We start from the raw sequence: 16,921 nt of genomic DNA, 5'->3' as shown, positions 1-16,921 counted from the left end.
TGCTTTGCGGTTGGGTTCGCCGCGGTGATAACGCCGCCGACGGATCCGGTTCGCTTACGACGGATCCGGTCCGCTCACGTCACTCCGCGCCGGCGTCTCCGGGTTCCGGGTCGGGGCCCGGTTCGGCGGGAACGCTCTCGTGGCGCCACAGCAGGTCGAAGTACTGCCACATCCCCGCCACGAACGAGGGGTTCTCGGTGACCGCGGCCTGTCGGTGGTGGTTCGGCACCTCCTCCTGTTCGACCATGAGCAGCCCCTGCCCGGACTCGTACGAGAGGCTCGGGTCGGCGAAGGTGCCGCGCCACGGCAGCACGCGGTCGCTGACGCGCACGGAGACGGACGGGAACTCCGCGGCGAGCGTCTCGCGGATCGCGGCCTGTCGCTCACGGTTCTCCGCGGACAGCGACTCGGGATGGAGGAGGAGTACGTCGACGTCGACGCCGCGGTCGACCGCGTCGCGCATCGCCGGGCGCACGGCGTCGACGTAGCCGAAGCTCTTCGAGAGCACGTACACCGCCTCCTCGGCCTCGCGGAACAGCCGCCGCGTCTCGCGCTCGCTCGGCTCGCCCACGTCGACGACGTGGAACAGGTCCTCCGTCGGGCTCAGCTCGTCGACGCCCCGGTCGCGGACCGGCGCGTACTCGTCGACGAACGCCGCCTCGACGGCTTCGACGTCCTCGCGGAATCGCTCGTAGGCGTGGCGACGGTTCTCGACCGCCCGCTCGGCGATCGCCGCCGGCTCGTGGGGCTCGTACCGCTTCGGCCGGCCCGGAATCACTTTCACGTACCCCGCCTCGGAGAGCGCGTCGAGGACGCCGTAGATCCGGGCCTTCGGGATCCCGGTCGCCTCCGCGAGGTCGGGCGCCGTCGTCCGGCCCAACAGCAGCAGCTCCTCTAAGGCGTCGGCTTCGTACTCCGTCAGATCGAGCAGCGAGAAGAGGTCCGCTCCGGAATCCGTCATGCCCGTTCGTCCTCGTTCGCTCCGTAAGTACGTACTGGTGCCGCCGGAACAGTTATTACGTGGGCGCCGATACGGTTACTCAGAACATGAGTAACTCAGACGCTGCTGACGACGCCCACCTCGCTGACGTCCCCGACGGCGCGGGCTGTACGGAGATCTGGGAGCGGCTCTCCGAAGGCCGCGACGAGGAGTCGGACGAGGCGTAGCCGTCGACTTCACCGGCTGACCGGGCGAGCCGGTGAGCGCGAGACGACGGTCGACGCCCGCCGATCTCTCGAAGCACTCGAACGCAACCTTCTCGACGGATTCCGACGATCCAACACTTCTTGAGGCCACCCGTTGAAGGTGACCTCCACATGGATCTCTCTATCGTCGGCAGCGGCTACGTCGGCACGACGGTCGCCGCCTGCTTCGCCGATCTGGGCCACGACGTGGTGAACATCGACATCGACGAGTCGGTCGTCGAGGCGATCAACGCCGGCGACGCGCCGATCCACGAGGAGAGACTCCCGGAACTCATCGCCGAACACGCCGGGCCGGAGGGCACGGGGCGTCTCCGCGCGACGACCGACTACGCCGCGGTCCGCGACACCGACGTGACCTTCCTCTGTCTGCCGACGCCGCAGAACGACGACGGCAGCATCGACCTGTCGATCATGGAGGCGGGCGCGAGCCAGCTCGGCGGAGCGCTCGCCGACAAAGCCGACTGGCACACCGTCGCCATCAAGAGCACGGTCGTCCCCGGCTCGACGGCGGACGCGATCACCCCGATCCTCGAAACGGAGAGCGGGAGGACCGCCGGCGAAGGATTCGGTGTCGGGATGAATCCGGAGTTCCTCCGCGAGGGGACGGCCGTCCACGACTTCTTGAATCCGGACAAGGTCGTCCTCGGCGCGGACGACGACCGCGCGCTCGAGGACATGCGCGCGGTGTTCGCCCCGCTCGTCGAGGCGGCCGACGCGCCGGTCGTCGAGACCGACACGCGCACCGCCGAGATGATCAAGTACGCCAACAACGGCTTCCTCGCGGCGAAGGTCAGCCTCATCAACGACCTCGGAAACATCTGTAAGGAGCTCGGCGTCGACGCCTACGAGGTCGCCGACGCGATCGGCCTCGACGACCGGATCAGCGAGCAGTTCCTCCAGAGCGGTGTGGGGTGGGGCGGCAGCTGTCTGACAGGCGACCAGCGCGTTCTAACGAAAGACGAAACGGGGGTGAACCATCTTACACTTACCGAGTTCTTTGACAAGTACGTCGCCGAAGAAACCGTCGACGATGTCGCCGTGCTCAGTCGGTCTCCGAGCGGCAAGTTCCGATTCAAGCCAGTTCACGCAGCGACGCGGCGTCACTACGAGGGGTCGCTCCACACGATCCGGACGAAAATGAACAAGACAGTCACAGTCACGCATGACCACCCAATAATCACTCTCACGGAACAAGACAGTGCGATTCAGCCGGCGGCCGAAATCGAACCGGGTGATTCGATCCCAGTGATGACTGACCTCCCAAGCGATCCTGTCTCTACGTTTGATCTCATCGATATCATCAAGACGTCTACCGCGTTTGACAACGAGTCCGTCTACCTGAAACCCTCGACACCGCTTGAAACAGTCAAAGACGACGTGTACGAGGTCCTCCAAGAGTACAACCGACAGTTCGACTATCACAAAGTTTCGGACCTTGTTCGGGACAACTACCTCCCGCTGGATGTGTTTCTCGCATACGAAGACGAATTACCAGTCGACAGGGCTGATCTTAGCTTGTACACGACGCGGGGTGGCGGACAGACATATGTGCCGGCGAAGCTCCCGGTTGACGAGGAGTTCTGGCGGTTCATCGGCTACTACCTCAGTGAAGGCCACATCAACGATGATACGTCTGGTCATGGATCGACGACACGCCGCCGTGTTGCCCTGAGTTTCCATCCAACTGATGAGCCAGAGTACGTACGCGAGGTCGAATCGTACTACGAACGATTAGGAATCCGACATCGCACGTCACAACACGAAACTACGACGGAAATCACTGTTTCCAGTCGCGTATTCGCGGAATTCATCGAATGGCTCGGCTGTGGATCCGGATCGTACTCCGCAGCGATCCCCGACAGCGCATTCCAAGCAACTGAATCGCAGCGTCGGGCGCTACTGTCAGGGCTGTTCAGAGGTGACGGTCACATTGAGTACACGAGCCACTCGAACGCGGTTGTCTACGATTATGGTTCTGTGAGCAAGGAGCTCATCGACGGCATGCAGCTCCTCCTACACAGCCTCGGTATTGTGCCCAGTTACAAGACCTCTGAATCGGCGAAGTCGACACAGCCGGCCCACTTCCTCCGTGTGAGTTCAAAACACCAGATCGCGGCATTGAAAGAGATGTTCCTCACAGACGAACGGGAACGGATCGAAAACCGGCTCGCCCAGTACGATCGCGACATCAAGCCGACCGGACACACCGCAGACGGGGGCTTCTCGTCGGTTCCGGTCCGTGAGGTCTCTGTTGAAGAAACAGAAACGGAGGTCTACTCCTTAGAGGTCGCCGACGATCACACGTTTGTGACAACGGATGGTCTCGTTGTTCACAACTGCTTTCCCAAGGACGTCGCCGCAATCATCGCGGCCGCGGAGGAGACCGGCTACGAGCCGGCGGTGCTCAACGCCGCGGTCGAAGTCAACGACCGCCAGCCGGCGCGGCTGGTCGAACTGTTGGCCGCCCACCTTGCCGACCACCGTGACCGCGGAGTTGACGGCGCGACCATCGCCGTCCTCGGTCTCGCGTTCAAGCCCGGCACCGACGACATGCGGAACTCCCGCGCGATTCCGGTGATCGAGGACCTTCAAGCACGCGGCGCGACGGTCACCGCCTACGACCCGGTCGCGGCCGACAACGCCCCGAACTACGTCGACGACGTGACGTACGCGGACTCGGCCGCGGCGGCGCTCGACGGCGCCGACGGCGCGGTCGTCGTCACCGACTGGGACGAGTTCGCCGCGCTCGATTCGGAGTTCGACGCGATGGCGACCCCGATCGTCGTCGACGGGCGCCGCATCATCGAACGCCGCGAGGGGATCACCTACGAAGGGCTGACCTGGTAACGCTCCGCAGCCCCGGATTCGTCGAACGGTTCCCGGGTGCCAGCTGTCGTGTCGAGTGCCCACCGTAGCGAACACGAGGCGTTCCGACCAGTCCTCGGACTTCACTCGCCGAAAACGGGATTCTCCCGCGAAATCCCCGCTCTCCGGAGAAATTGCCGGAGTTACACGCCCTGCTCCCGGCCGCAGTACTCCCCGTGCGAACGGGCGTAACACGCGCACTCGGAACTGACCGAGGCGACACGCCGCTGAGACGGCCACTGCTCACACGCGAGTACAGGGCCGCGCACGCGAAACCGCCGGCAGGCAGTGGAGTGGCACGCGCTGGCTCCGACTCCACGCCCTGAGGGTATCGTCCAAAGGGCGCCCGACATTTCAGGTGGCCGAGCTCAGAGATCGCCCGGAACACCCCCGGTGGTCCCGGAGTGTCTTGCCGATACGCATCTGGAATGTTTGGCTTCTGAGAGGACGTGTGGCCCGGCCGCTTGCGACGAATTCTGGCGGCAGAACAGAGAAGTCCAACACTGCGGCGCGATCCGCAGGCACCAACGGCGTCCGCTCGCTTGGGAGTCCGTCAGGACCGGTCGCGCCCGGACGCTTGCTGGGGGTGTTTCACCCGTTGACATCCGTAGTACTGCGGCGGGAGAAATCAGTGTAGCTCAGTCAGAACGCGACACTACACCGCCAGTTGTCCGTCACAGCAACGGAACACGCGGCGAGGCGTCGCTGTAATCACGAACCCGTTGAGAGCCGTTCGCTCACGCGGCCCGCGGGTTCCAGCGGGGCCTGTTACCCAACGCAATCGGGTCGATCACACACTGCTGTTGGTTTTCTGTTGGCTACTCGATTGCCCGGCCGCCCACGGAGCGGCCGTGGGCGACTCGGCGCTACTCGACGGTGACGCTTTTCGCGAGGTTCCGCGGCTTGTCGATCGACCGGCCCTTGTCGTTGGCCACGTGGTACGCGAACAGCTGGAGGTAGACGTTCGCGACCAGCGGCTCGACGAGGCCCACGTCGGGCACCGGCAGCGAGACGTCCAGCGTACCGTACTCCTCGTCCGCGGAGACGCAGCCGATGGCGGGCGCGCCGCGCGTCTGTGCCTCGGTCACGTTGTTCATCGTCTCGGCGGCGCGCGCGCCGTCGGTCAGCACGGCCAACACGGGCGTGTCGGGCGTCACCAGCGCGAGCGGGCCGTGTTTCAGCTCGCCGGCGGCGAACCCCTCGGCGTGGTCGTAGGAGATCTCCTTGAGCTTCAGCGCGCCCTCCAAAGCGACCGGCACGCCCAGCTGCCGGCCGACGAAGAAGAACGCCCCGCTGTCGCCGTACTCGGTGGCGGCCTCGCGGACCCGCGACTCGGCGTCGAGCACCTGCTGGACCGCGCCGGGGAGGTCGCGGAGCCCCTCCAGCACGGGGCGGGCGTCGGCGGCGGCCAACGCGCCGCGCTCGCGGCCGATCGCCACCGCGAGCATCGCGAGCGTCGCCACCTGCGAGGCGAACGTCTTCGTCGCCGCCACGCCGATCTCGGGGCCGGCGCGGATGAACGCGGTGTCGTCCACCTCGCGCGTCACCGTACTCCCGAGCGTGTTCGTCACGGCGAAGGTCCGCGCGCCCGCGGCGTTCGCTCGCCGGACCGCGCCCAGCGTGTCGGCGGTCTCGCCGCTCTGCGTCACGGCGACGACGAGCGTCCGGTCCGGGCTGCGACCAGCGCCGAACTCGTACTCGCTGGCGATCTCAACTGTCGCGCGCACTCCCGAGAGCTCCTCGAACAGCTGCGCGGCGTACCGGCCCGCGTAGTTCGAGGTGCCACAGGCGACGATCTGGATCTCTTCGAGGTCCGCGAGAAAGCCCGGCGGGAACGAGACGTCGAGGTCGACGCCGCCGGCGTCCACGTCGAGCCGGCCTGCGATGGTCTGCCGCAGGGCTTCGGGCTGCTCGTGGATCTCTTTACGCATGTAGTGTTCGTAGCCGCCCTTCTCGGCGGCGTCGGCCTCCCACGTCACCGTCTCGACGCCGCGGTCGACGAGATCGCCGTCGGCGTAGATTGCGACGCCCTCGGCCGACAGCGCCGCCACGTCGCCGTCCTCGAGGTACGTCACGTCGCGGGTGTGTTCGAGGAAGGCCGTCACGTCGCTGGCGACGAACGTCGCGTCGTCGTCGCGGCCCAACACGAGCGGGCTCCCGCGCCGCGCCACGACGATCCGGTCGTCGCCCTCGCGGACCGCGCAGATCGCGTAGCTCCCCTCCAAGCGGTCCTCGACGGCCCGGACCGCGCCGAGGAGGCCGTCCGCGCCGCGCTCGGCGGCGAGCTCTTCCTCGATCAGGTGCGGGATGACCTCGGTGTCGGTGTCGCTCGTGAACTCGTGATCAGCTAGCTCGGCTTTGAGCGCCTCGTGGTTCTCGACGATCCCGTTGTGGACGACCGCCACGTCGCCGACGCAGTCGGTGTGCGGGTGAGCGTTCGCGTCCGTCGGCGGGCCGTGCGTGCTCCAGCGCGTGTGGCCGACGCCGAGCGCCGCGTCGGGCACGTCGGGCACGGTGAGGTTGTCGACCTCGCCGGACCGCTTCGCGACCGTGAGCCCGCTCGTCTCCCCGACGAGCGCGACGCCGGCGGAGTCGTAGCCGCGGTACTCTAGATTGCGGAGCCCCTCGTGGACGATGTCGCCGACGCCGGCGACCCCGCCGTCGCCCGCGGCACCGTCGCTGTCGCTGTCTCCGTCATTCAGCGCGATGCCGTCGCCGATGTAGCCGGTTATCCCGCACATGATTACCCCCTCCGCACGACCGCACCCGAGTCGACGCGGTCGTCGATCACGACCCCCGCGTCGGCCGTCACGTCGTCGCCGACGACCGCGCCGTCGGTGAGCGTCGCGCCGGCGCCGACCGTCGCGTTGTCCCCGACCACGCCGGCGAGTTCGACGCCGTGGTGGACCGCGTCGCCGACGACGACCGTCGCCGGTTCGCCTGCTATCGTCGCGTTCGGGCCGACTCGCGCGTTGCCGGCGACGATCGCGTCCCGGACCACGGCGCCGGCGCCGATCACGGCGTCTGGGAAGACCACGGCGTTCTCGACGACCGCGCCCGCCTCGATGGTCGCGTTACTGCCGATCGCGGTGCTCCCGCCGAGCGTGACGTTCGGTCCGACGCGCACGTTGCCCGCGAGCGCCACGTCGTCGGCGACGGTCACCGACTCGCCGCGGCTCGCGCCCGCGGCATCGGGCGTCGCAGCCTCGTCGACCAGCCCCGCGTTGACGGCCAGCAGGTCCCAGAGGTTCGACACGTCGAGCCAGCGCCCGTCGTACCGCACCGCCGACAGCGTCTCGCGCTCGGCGAGGTCGTTGAGCGTCGCCGTGATCGCCAACTCGCCGGGGGCGTGCGTCTCGCGGATCGCGTCGAACACCGCCGGCGAGAAGGCGTAGACGCCGGCGTTTATCTGGTTGGTCTCGACTGGCCCCTCCGGCTTCTCGTCGATGGCCGTCACGCGGTCGCCGTCGAGCGTGACGACGCCGTACTCGCGGGGCCTCGCCGCGGACGTGACCGCCATCGCCGGGGGGGCACCGTCGAGCGCCCGGTCGCGCATCGCCGAGACGATCGACGAGTCGACGATCCGGTCGCCGTTGAGCACGACGAACGGTCCGTCGACGACCGGCTCGGCCTGGAGGACGGCGTGGCCGGTGCCCAGCTGCGTCGCCTGCTCGACGTACTCGATCGTGACGCCCCAGTCGTCGCCGTCGCCGAAGTGGTTCCGGATGCGCTCCTGCTCGTAGCCGACGACGAGGACGATCCGGTCGATGTCGGTCGCCGTCACGGCCTCCACGACGTGTTCGAGTAGCGGCCTGTTCGCCACGGGGACCATCGGCTTCGGCCGCCGGTTCGTCAGCGGCGCCAGCCGCCGGCCCTCGCCCGCGGCGAGGATCACCGCGGTTACCGAGTCGGTTGCCATACCGTCACCGTCGCCCGCCCGGGTGTTAAATCGCTCGCGCGAGACCGGAACGTTGGAGAAGAGTAAAGTAGCGCACCGCGTCTACGTTTTCTGTGTCGAAATCGGCCGTCATCGCGGACGACGACGAGACGATCCGGTCGATCCTCCAGTACAAACTGTCGAGCGCGGGCTACGACCTCACGGTGTGTCACGACGGCGAGGAGTGTCGCCAGGCGCTGAACGAGAGCGGCGCGGCCCCGGACGTCGTGGTCCTCGACGTGATGATGCCGCGGATGAAGGGCACGCAGGTGTTACGGGCGATCCGGCGCGACGAGCTCGCCGTCGACCCCGACGTGCCCGTCGTGATGCTCACCTCGCGCGGCCAGGAGGCGGACGTGTTGGAGGGGTTCGACGCGGGCGCCGACGAGTACCTCACGAAGCCGTTCAGTCCGAACGAGCTGCTGGTCCGCATCGACCGACTGGTCGAGGGGTGAGCGTGCCGCTCGCGTCCCCGACGGCGGCGTCCGTCACCGGCCCTCAGTCGCGGCCCCTCGCGATCGCCGTCGTCGTGCTCGGCTCACTGCTGGTCGCGGCGGCGCTCATCACCCTCGCCTACTCGGTGCTCGCGGCCCGCAGGCACCGGCGGCGAGAGCCGCTCCGCGCCGCGCTGCGCTCCGAGCTGCTCGATCGGCTCTACGGGCGCGACGAGCCGGCGTGGGACGCGTGGGTCGCGAGTCTGTCGGCGGCCGAACGCGACGAGCTGGAATCGGTCCTCGACGTGTACCTCCGCGAGCTCGCCGGCCGCGACGCCGCGACGCTGGCCGGGCTCGGGCGGGCGCTCGGCATCCCCGACCGGGCCCGTCGCGAGATCGTCGACGGCGGGTACTGGGAGCGGACCCACGCCCTCGTCTGGCTCGCGCTGCTCCGCGACGCCCCCGACCGCGACCTGCTCAGGGCGCACTGTACCGCGACGCCGCGCGAGCGCGCCGCTGCCGCCCGGGTGCTGTACGCCGCCGGGACGGACGACCGAGCGACGACCGGCGTCGACCTGCTGCTCCGGGACGACCCCGAGGCCTTCTCGGTGTTCGGCGTCGACACGCTGTACCGGGTCGCCGAGAGCGACCCCGGTCCGTTCTTCGACCGAGCGGCCGCCGACTTCGAGACGTGGCCGCCGGCGCTCCAGCGACAGGCGCTGCTCGTCGTCCGCCACCTCACCACCGTGGTCGGCGGCGCCGACCTCTCGTGGGTCGTCACGGCGCTGGCGAGTCCGGACCCGAGCGTGCGGGCAGCCGCGTGGCGAGCGCTCGGCGCGTACGGCTGGAACCGACGGCTCCGGGACGCGGTCGACCTCGGAGCGATCCCCGAGGAGCCGGCGCCCACGGTCCGCGCCGACGCCTATCGCGCGCTCGGCGTGTGGGGCGACGCGGCGGCGCTCGACGCAATCGAGGCGGCCGGGACGATCGACCCGGACCCGCGCGCGCAGGTCGCCGCGGCCGAGACGCTGGTCGCCCAGCGCGGGGCGGACGCCGCGCCCCCCGCGAGCGAGCAGCCGTTCGGCGTCGCGTGGGATTGGGCCGCCGAACACGCCCGCTTCGACCGGCTGGCGCGCGACATCTCGCGGGACCGAGAGCGGCTACACGACGAGGTGCGCGGATGACGACGCTCGAAAGCGTCGGAACGTCGCTCATCGTCGGCTCCGGCGTGTTCATCGTCACGTACTACCTGCTGATCAACGCGGGCTACCTGCTGATCCACGTGCTCGCGCTGTTCCAGCTCCGCGACAACGTCCGCGAGTCGGCGTGGAACCCCTCGTTCCGCGCGTTCGACAGCCCGTTCTACCCGGGCGTCGCGATGGTCGTGCCGGCGTACAACGAGGCGGCCAACATCGTCGAGAGCGTGCGTTCAATGTTAGCGCTCAACTACCCCGACCAGGAGATCGTCGTCGTCAACGACGGCTCGTCGGACGCCACCCTCGAACGGCTCGAGGACGCGTTCGGGCTGCGCCCCGTCGACGCCGAGGTCCCGTACGACGTGCCCTCCGAGCCGATCCGCCAGGTGTACCGCTCGGCGACCCACGAGAACCTGCTGGTCGTCGACAAGGAGAACGGCGGCAAAAGCGACGCGCTCAACGCCGGCGTCTGGCTCACCGACCAGGAGCTGTTCTGCGCGGTCGACGCCGACACCGTGATCGACCGCGACGCGCTGCTCGACGTCGTCGCGCCGTTCCTCGAGGAGCCGACCCGGACCGTCGCCAGCGGTGGGACCATCCGCGTGGCCAACGAGTGCGTGATTCAGGACGGCCAAGTGAAGGAGACGAACCTCCCGAAGACCGGCCTCGCCGGCGTTCAGGTGATGGAGTACCTGCGGGCCTTCTACTCCGGGCGGCTCGGGCTCGCCCGGCTCAAGGGGCTGATCCTCATCTCCGGCGCGTTCGGCGTCTTCCGGACCGACCGCGTCCGCGAGATCGGCGGCTACCGCCACGACACGATCACCGAGGACTTCGACGTGGTCGTCAGGCTCCACGAACACCTCTCGGACAACGACGTCGACTACCGGATCGAGTTCGTCCCCGAGCCCGTCGCCTGGACGGAGGTGCCGGAGTCGCTCCGGACGCTCGGCCGGCAGCGCCGCCGCTGGTACCGCGGCATGCTGGAGACGGTGGTCGCCAGCCGCGGCCTCTTCTTCCGCCGGCGCTACGGCCGCGTCGGGACGGTCGTGCTCCCCTTCTTTACCGCCGCCGAGGCGCTCGGGCCGCTCATCGAGGGGTTCGGCTACGTGCTGCTCCCGCTCGGGTGGTACCTCGGCATCCTCAACGTCGAGTTCTTCCTCACGTTCCTGCTGCTCACCGTCGGCGCCGGCGTCTTCCTCTCGTGGTTCGGCGTGTTCAGCGAGGTGTGGAGCTACAACCGCTACGAGTCCCCGCGGGACGCCGCCCGGCTGCTGTGGTACGGCGTGGTGGAGAACTTCGGCTACCGCCAGTGGAAGACGGTCGTCGCCTGGCACGGGCTGATCGAGTTCCTCCGCGGCGAGCAGTCCTGGGGCGTCATGGAGCGGCGCGGGTTCGGCGACGCGGGGACCGAAGCCGCGGCGACCGGCACCGCCGGCGCGGCGGCCGCAGCCACCGTGGCCATGGACGACCGCGAGGACGCGGACGACGGCGGCTTCGTCTGGGTGGACCGGCTCGCCGACGAGCCCGGGACCGACGGGCTCCGGTGGCTCGACCGGATCGCGAGCGACGACCGCCCCGGCGCCTTCGCGTCCGTCGCGGACCTCGCCGTCGGCGTCGGCGACGGCGGGTTCGTCTGGACGACCGACTTCTCGGAGGGCGTCGGTGACGGGGGGTTCGTCTGGGTGACCGACCCGACGCTCGGCGCCGGCGACGGCGGCTTCGTCTGGACCCGCGACGCCGCGGTCGGCGCCGGCGACGAGGGGTTCGTTTGGGTGGTCGACGCGACTGACGCGACCGACGCCGCTGACTAATCAGCGGCGAGCGCCTCGTGGACCGGCTCCGCGGCGTTGACATCGCGCACCGCGAACCGCGTCCCGTCCGGGCCGCTGTCGACGGCGAGGTCCCAGCCGTGCCCCGAAACCACCCGCTGGACGACCAGCAGCCCGAGCCCGAACGACTTGATGTTCTCCGCGTCGGCCGCGGTGAGCGCGCGTTCCACGTCCTCCGGGAGTCCCGGCCCGTCGTCCGCGACCGCGAAGCCCTCGTCGTCGCCGGTGACCGTCACCGCGACGTCAGGCCCGCCGTGTTCGACGCAGTTCCGGAACAGGTTCTCGAAGAGCCGCCGGAGGCGCATCTCGTCGGCGAGGATCGCGGCGTCGGGCGCGACCTCGACCGACAGCGTCGCGTTCCGCGTCCGCACCGTGTCCCATGCCTCGCGGACGACCTCGTCGAGGTCGACTCGCGTCCGCTCGCCCACGTCCGTCCCCTCCTTCGCCAGCATCAGACACTCGGCGATCATCGACTCCATGCGCCCGAGCGCGCCCCGGACGCGGTCGAGGAACTCTGCCGCCTGCCCGGTGACGTGCTCCTGCGCGAGCTCGGTGAACCCGATCGCTCCCGACAGCGGGTTCCGGAGGTCGTGGGCGACGATGCCGGCGAACTCGTCGAGCCGCTCGTTCTGCTCGCGCAGCTCGGCGTAGTGTTTCTGCCGTTCGAGCTCGCTGCCCACCCACTCGGCCAGCACCGCGACGAAGTCGCGCTCGGTGTCCGTGATCGGGTCGTCCCGCGGTTCCGCGTCGAAGAAGCACAGCGTCCCGTACGTCTCGCCGTCGACCGTCACCGCCGCGCCGACGTAGCAGCGGAGGCCGGTCGTCTCCAGCGCGGGGTCGTCGCGGTACTCGCCGTCGGTCGCGTCCGCGAAGCCGAGCGTCTCCCCGGCCCGGACGACGTGGCGACACCACGTCCCGTCGAGGTCGACGACCCCGCCTCGCGCGTACGGGCCGCTCTCGATGCTCGTTTCGACCACCTCGTACCGGCCCTCGCCGGTGTACGAGAGGACGCCGTTGTCGACGCCGAGGTACTCCCGACCGACGTCGATCGCCTTGCGGAGCCGCTCGTCGGTGTCGAGGTCGCTCGCGGTCAGCTGTAACAGGCTCTTGAAGGGGTCCGAACGGACCGTGTCGGGTGACATGGTGGATTCGATCGCCGTTGTCCGGGCTACTCGCCGGCGTCGGATAAAGGCCCGATTCCGTCCCCGACGGGCGCCCCGTCGCCCGCGATCCGTCACCCCGAGAGGCAGCCTTATGCCGGTCCGCCCGTACCGAGCCGTGTGCGCAGACGCCGATTCCTCGGCCGCGTCGGGGTCGCCGGCGCGGTCGGGACCGCCGGGTGCGGCTTCCGCGGCGACGGGTCCAGAGAGGGCGCGTCGGACGCCGCCGAGCCGCGGTTCCGCGTCGGCGACGACGGCTTCGCGGTCGCGGTCGACGGCGGCGGGTTCGAGCCCCTGTCGGTCCGCGGCGTGAACCTCGGGATGGCGAAGCCCGGGCGGTTCCCCGGCGAGGCGGCGATCACCCGCGCGGAGTACGACCGCTGGCTGGAGCTGATGGGCGAGTTGAACGTCAACGTCGTCCGCGTGTACACCGTCCACCCGCCGGCGTTCTACCGGGCGCTCGCGGCGTACAATCGGTCGCACGCGGATCCGATCTACCTCCTCCACGGCAACTGGATCGGCGAGGAGACGCTCCGCGAGGCCGGCGACGCGACGACGCTGTCGGCGCCGTTCGACCGTTCGATGCGGCAGGTCGTCGACGCCGTCCACGGCGCGACGACGATCGCGCCGGAGCCGGGGTACGCGAGCGGGACGTACGACGCCGACGTGAGCGACGCCGTCCTCGGCTACGTCGCCGGCATCGAGTGGCCGCCCGCGGTCGTCCGCGAGACGGACCGCGTGAACGAGGCGAGCGGCTACGACGGAGAGTACCTCGCCGCGCCCGACGGGTCCCCGTTCGAGGCGTGGCTCGCGGCCCGCCTCGACGCCGCGGTCGCCTACGAGGCGCGCGAGTACGACGCGCAGCGGCCCGCGGCGTTCACGAACTGGGTGACGACCGACCCCCTCGAACACCCCTACGAGCCGTTCCCGAACGAGGACGCCGCCTCCGTCGACCCCGACGCAGTCGCCGCGACCGACGCGTACGACGCCGGGACGTTCGCCGCCTACCACGTCTACCCCTACTACCCGCCGCTGTTGAACGAGACGCCGGAGTACGTCGACTACGTCGACCACCGCGGCGAACCGAACAGCTACGCGGGGTACCTGAACGACCTCGTCGGCGCCACCGACCACCCGCTGCTCGTCGCGGAGTTCGGCGTCCCCGCCTCCCGCGGGATCGCCCAGCGGGACGTCCACGGACGCGATCAGGGACGCCTCACCGAGACCGAGCAGGGCGAGATTCTCGCCGCGATGTACGCGGACGTCCGCGAGGCCGGGACCGCGGGCGGGATCGCGTTCAGTTGGCACGACGAGTGGTTCAAGCGGACGTGGAACCTCGCGCCCTTCTCGGACCCGAACCGCCGGCCGTTCTGGTCGAACGTCCAGACGCCGGAACAGGGGTTCGGGCTGCTCGCGTTCGACCCGGCGAACGCCGTCCCGCTCGACGGCTCGCCCGAGGCGTGGGCGGACGCGACCGCCGCGACGCCCGAGCGGGACCCGGTCCGTCTCGGCGACGGCGCCGACGCGGCGCGCGAGCTGACGGCGGTCCGCGTCGCGAGCGACGCGGCGTACCTCAACGTGCGACTCGAGCTTGCGGGGCTCGCCGGTGAGCCGGACTGGGACGCGACCAACTACCTCCTGGCGATCGGGACCACCGGCTCTGGGGCGCGGGCGCTGCCGTACGGTGCGGCCGCGACGGCGCCCGCCGACTTCGTCGTCCGTCTCGGCGGCCCCGACGCCTCTCGGGTGACGGTGTACCCTCGGTACGACGCCTTCGCGTACGAGTACGGCGCCGAGGCGGGCCTCGACCTCGACCGATACCGGAATCCCGATCCCGGCGACTACACGCCCCTCCGGCTGGTGATCAACCGCGGCTACACCGTCCCGGTGACGGGCGAGCGCGTCCCGTTCGAGTCCGTCGAGACCGGGCGGCTGCGATACGGGAACGGCAACCCCGAGTCGCCCGCGTACGACTCGCTCGCGGACGTCCACGTCGCCCCGTCGAGCGACGCGATCGAGCTTCGCCTCCCGTGGGGGCTGCTCAACGTCGCCGACCCGAGCCGACGGCGACGCCTCGGCGACCTCTGGATCGACGGCCTCGACACCTACGAGCCGATCGAGTCGATCGACGTCGCCGCGGCCTCGTACGTCCCCGCGGCCGCCGACGGGACGGCGCGGCCGCTCGACGCCCCGACGAATCTCACGCACGCGGTTCCGGGCGCCGACGGCGACGCCCTGCGCTCCCTCGCGTTCGTCCCGCCGACCTGGGACCGCCCGGCGTACACCGAGCGGCTCAAGGAGTCGGCCGACGCGGTGGCCGAGGTCTTCGATCGGTACGCGCAGGGAGAGTGATCCCGCTCCGGCGTCGGGCCAGCGCTACTCCGAGAGCCGGTCGCGTGTCAGCGCCTCGCCGGGCCCCGTCGTCTCACCGGTGCCCAGCACGACGCCTGCGTTCAACGCGGTGTTGATCCCGGTCTTCGCGCCGTCGCCGACGATCGCGCCCAGCTTGCGACGCCCGGTGTCGACGCGGTCGCCCTTCACCGTCTGCCGGACGTTCTCGCCGTCGTGGCGGAGGTTCGCGACGTTCGTCCCCGCGCCGAAGTTGACCCCGCGACCGAGGACGGAGTCGCCGACGTACGAGAGGTGACCGACCGAGGCGTCCGCCATCAGCACCGAGTTCTTCACCTCGACCGCGTGGCCGACGTGGACTCCGGGCCCCACGACGGTCGCCCCGCGGACGTAGGCGTTCGGTCCCACGTCGGCGCCCTCGCGGATCAGCGCCGGCCCCTCGACGTACGCCCCGGATCGGACCCGCGCCCCCGCCTCGACGACCACCGGTCCGTGAAGCTGGACGTCCTCCTCGACGGCGCCGGCTATCTCGCGCCCGTCGTCGAGCGCCGCCAGCGCCAGCTCGTTCGCTTCCAGCAGCTCCCACGGGCGCCCCACGTCGAGCCACGTGCCGTCGTAGCGCGCCACGTCGATCCGGCGGCCGTCGCCGAGCAGCATGTCGATCGTCGTCGTGATCTCGTACTCGCCGCGCTCGCTCTCGGGCGTGCGGTCGATGTACTCGAACACCTCCGGTCCGAACGCGTAGCAGCCGACGTTCGCGAGGTTCGTCGGCGGGTCCGCCGGCTTCTCGACGATGTCCGCGAGCGCGCCGTCCGCGTCCGTCGAGAGCACGCCGTACGCCCGCGGGTCGTCGACTTCGGTGGCCGCGACCGCCGGCGCGCCCGCGTCGGCGAGCGCCCGCGGCAGCGACGCGTCAACGACCACGTCCCCGTTGAGCACGAGGAAGTCGTCGTCGACGACCGGCGCGGCCTGCGCCACGGCGTGGGCGGTGCCCAGCGCCTCCGCCTGCTCGACGAAGTGGACCGGGCGGTCACGGTACGACTCGCCGATCGCCTCCCGGATCGCCTCGCCGCGGTAGCCCGTCACGACGACGAACTCGTCGACGACGTCGCGGGCCGCGTCGAACACCCGTTCCAGCAGCGAGCGGTCCCCGACCGGGAGCAGCGGTTTCGGGCGGCGGTCCGTCAGCGGTCGCATCCGAGTCCCGCGGCCGGCCGCGAGCACGACTCCGTACATGGACGGCCCGACGGCGGGGCGGGGCTTATCGGCTGCGGTCGGCTCGGTCGATGTGGCCGTCGGGATCGATCTCGGAAGGGCGGTCAGATTCTATATTTCTGCTACCAAAGATATATGTCTTGTAGACCACGACTGAACGGTATGTCGGACGACACCACCGGCGACTCGTCGTCGGACGAGAGCGGTGAGGCCCGACGTCAGTGGGAACGGGACCGAACCACGTTTCAGCGGGTGTACGACGTGATGACCGGGGTGACCGAACACGCGTCGGCGAGCGAGATCGCCGAGCGCGCGGCCTGTTCGCCCGACGGCGCGCGAAACGCGCTCACTCAGCTGGTCGAGATGGGCATCGCCGACCGGCGCGGGAGTCGTCCCACCGAGTACCGCCGCAACGAGTCGTACTTCGAGTGGAAACGCGTCGAGACGCTGGCCGACGACCACACCGCCGCAACGCTCCGCGAGCGCTTGGACGACCTTCTCGCCGAGGACGCCGACCTCCAGGAGTCGTTCGGCGTTCCGGATCCGGACGCCGCCTCAGTCGCGTCAGTCGAAGGCGGCGACCACGCGGCGGTCCACGACCGGCTGGAGTCGCTGTCGCGGTGGCGAACGGTGCGGCACGACATAGAACTCCTTCAGCGGGCCGTCTCGCGGGCCGAGGCGCGCGGCCGCGACGGGACCGACCTCCGCGGGTCGGCCTGAGGCCTCCCCA

The 16,921-nt window shown here is 69.9% G+C and carries 10 protein-coding genes and 2 pseudogenes; 7 read left to right on the top strand and 5 right to left on the bottom strand.

Features of this window, described 5'->3' with window-relative positions:
• Nucleotides 1-79 precede the first annotated feature (79 nt).
• Nucleotides 80-961, bottom strand: coding sequence for a TrmB family transcriptional regulator (locus HPS36_RS00215; protein WP_173228037.1), 882 nt, complete (start codon nucleotides 959-961; stop codon nucleotides 80-82).
• A gap of 356 nt (nucleotides 962-1,317) precedes the next feature.
• Here HPS36_RS00215 and HPS36_RS16960 point away from each other — a divergent pair.
• Nucleotides 1,318-3,537, top strand: a pseudogene (locus HPS36_RS16960) (nucleotide sugar dehydrogenase); the annotation flags it as partial.
• Nucleotides 3,538-3,540: 3 nt separating this feature from the next.
• Nucleotides 3,541-4,053: pseudogene (locus HPS36_RS16825) on the top strand (UDP binding domain-containing protein); the annotation flags it as partial.
• A gap of 884 nt (nucleotides 4,054-4,937) precedes the next feature.
• Here HPS36_RS16825 and glmS read toward each other — a convergent pair.
• Nucleotides 4,938-6,812 (bottom strand): glutamine--fructose-6-phosphate transaminase (isomerizing), encoded by a 1,875-nt coding sequence (gene glmS, locus HPS36_RS00205; RefSeq protein WP_173228035.1) that lies wholly within the window; start codon nucleotides 6,810-6,812, stop codon nucleotides 4,938-4,940.
• A gap of 2 nt (nucleotides 6,813-6,814) precedes the next feature.
• A complete protein-coding gene (locus HPS36_RS00200; protein ID WP_173228034.1) occupies nucleotides 6,815-7,990 on the bottom strand; it encodes a sugar phosphate nucleotidyltransferase in 1,176 nt (391 codons plus the stop codon).
• A gap of 92 nt (nucleotides 7,991-8,082) precedes the next feature.
• On the opposite strand from HPS36_RS00200, the gene HPS36_RS00195 reads away from it, so the two are divergent.
• From HPS36_RS00195 to HPS36_RS00185, 3 genes are read left to right on the top strand one after another with little or no spacing between them, the layout of a single operon-like run.
• Nucleotides 8,083-8,463 (top strand): response regulator transcription factor, encoded by a 381-nt coding sequence (locus tag HPS36_RS00195; protein ID WP_173228033.1) that lies wholly within the window; start codon nucleotides 8,083-8,085, stop codon nucleotides 8,461-8,463.
• The gene (locus HPS36_RS00190; RefSeq protein ID WP_173228032.1) at nucleotides 8,460-9,626 is read left to right on the top strand and encodes a HEAT repeat domain-containing protein; all 1,167 of its coding nucleotides are present in this window, start codon (nucleotides 8,460-8,462) and stop codon (nucleotides 9,624-9,626) included. Before HPS36_RS00195 ends, HPS36_RS00190 begins: the two co-directional genes overlap by 4 nt.
• The gene (locus HPS36_RS00185) at nucleotides 9,623-11,449 is read left to right on the top strand and encodes a glycosyltransferase family 2 protein (protein ID WP_173228031.1); all 1,827 of its coding nucleotides are present in this window, start codon (nucleotides 9,623-9,625) and stop codon (nucleotides 11,447-11,449) included. The genes HPS36_RS00190 and HPS36_RS00185 overlap by 4 nt, the downstream gene beginning before the upstream one ends.
• On the opposite strand, the gene HPS36_RS00180 is transcribed toward HPS36_RS00185, so the two are convergent.
• A complete protein-coding gene (locus HPS36_RS00180; RefSeq protein ID WP_173228030.1) occupies nucleotides 11,446-12,609 on the bottom strand; it encodes a sensor histidine kinase in 1,164 nt (387 codons plus the stop codon). The two genes, HPS36_RS00185 and HPS36_RS00180, sit on opposite strands and share 4 nt — an antisense overlap.
• Nucleotides 12,610-12,747: 138 nt before the next feature.
• Between HPS36_RS00180 and HPS36_RS00175 the strand changes: the two genes are divergently transcribed.
• Entirely contained in the window at nucleotides 12,748-14,979 is a 2,232-nt protein-coding gene (locus HPS36_RS00175; protein ID WP_173228029.1) for a hypothetical protein, read from the top strand.
• Between the two features lie 24 nt (nucleotides 14,980-15,003).
• On the opposite strand, the gene glmU is transcribed toward HPS36_RS00175, so the two are convergent.
• The gene (glmU, locus tag HPS36_RS00170; RefSeq protein ID WP_173228028.1) at nucleotides 15,004-16,212 is read right to left on the bottom strand and encodes a bifunctional sugar-1-phosphate nucleotidylyltransferase/acetyltransferase; all 1,209 of its coding nucleotides are present in this window, start codon (nucleotides 16,210-16,212) and stop codon (nucleotides 15,004-15,006) included.
• Between the two features lie 141 nt (nucleotides 16,213-16,353).
• Between glmU and HPS36_RS00165 the strand changes: the two genes are divergently transcribed.
• Nucleotides 16,354-16,911, top strand: a complete 558-nt coding sequence (locus HPS36_RS00165; RefSeq protein WP_137715675.1) for a DUF7342 family protein — start codon at nucleotides 16,354-16,356, stop codon at nucleotides 16,909-16,911.
• Nucleotides 16,912-16,921 lie beyond the last annotated feature (10 nt).

This window comes from Halorubrum salinarum (assembly GCF_013267195.1).
Taxonomy (GTDB): Archaea; Halobacteriota; Halobacteria; order Halobacteriales; family Haloferacaceae; genus Halorubrum; species Halorubrum salinarum.
Note: the sequence above shows the minus strand (reverse complement) of the source record. Positions and strands in the feature narration are given on the sequence as shown.

What these genes read in the sequence shown, in the direction of transcription:
- HPS36_RS00215 (WP_173228037.1), bottom strand. Translation starts at nt 961, where the DNA reads ATGACGGATTCCGGAGCGGACCTCTTCTCGCTGCTCGATCTGACGGAG.
- glmS (WP_173228035.1), bottom strand. Translation starts at nt 6,812, where the DNA reads ATGTGCGGGATAACCGGCTACATCGGCGACGGCATCGCGCTGAATGAC.
- HPS36_RS00200 (WP_173228034.1), bottom strand. Translation starts at nt 7,990, where the DNA reads ATGGCAACCGACTCGGTAACCGCGGTGATCCTCGCCGCGGGCGAGGGC.
- HPS36_RS00185 (WP_173228031.1), top strand. Translation starts at nt 9,623, where the DNA reads ATGACGACGCTCGAAAGCGTCGGAACGTCGCTCATCGTCGGCTCCGGC.
- HPS36_RS00180 (WP_173228030.1), bottom strand. Translation starts at nt 12,609, where the DNA reads ATGTCACCCGACACGGTCCGTTCGGACCCCTTCAAGAGCCTGTTACAG.
- glmU (WP_173228028.1), bottom strand. Translation starts at nt 16,212, where the DNA reads ATGTACGGAGTCGTGCTCGCGGCCGGCCGCGGGACTCGGATGCGACCG.
- HPS36_RS00165 (WP_137715675.1), top strand. Translation starts at nt 16,354, where the DNA reads ATGTCGGACGACACCACCGGCGACTCGTCGTCGGACGAGAGCGGTGAG.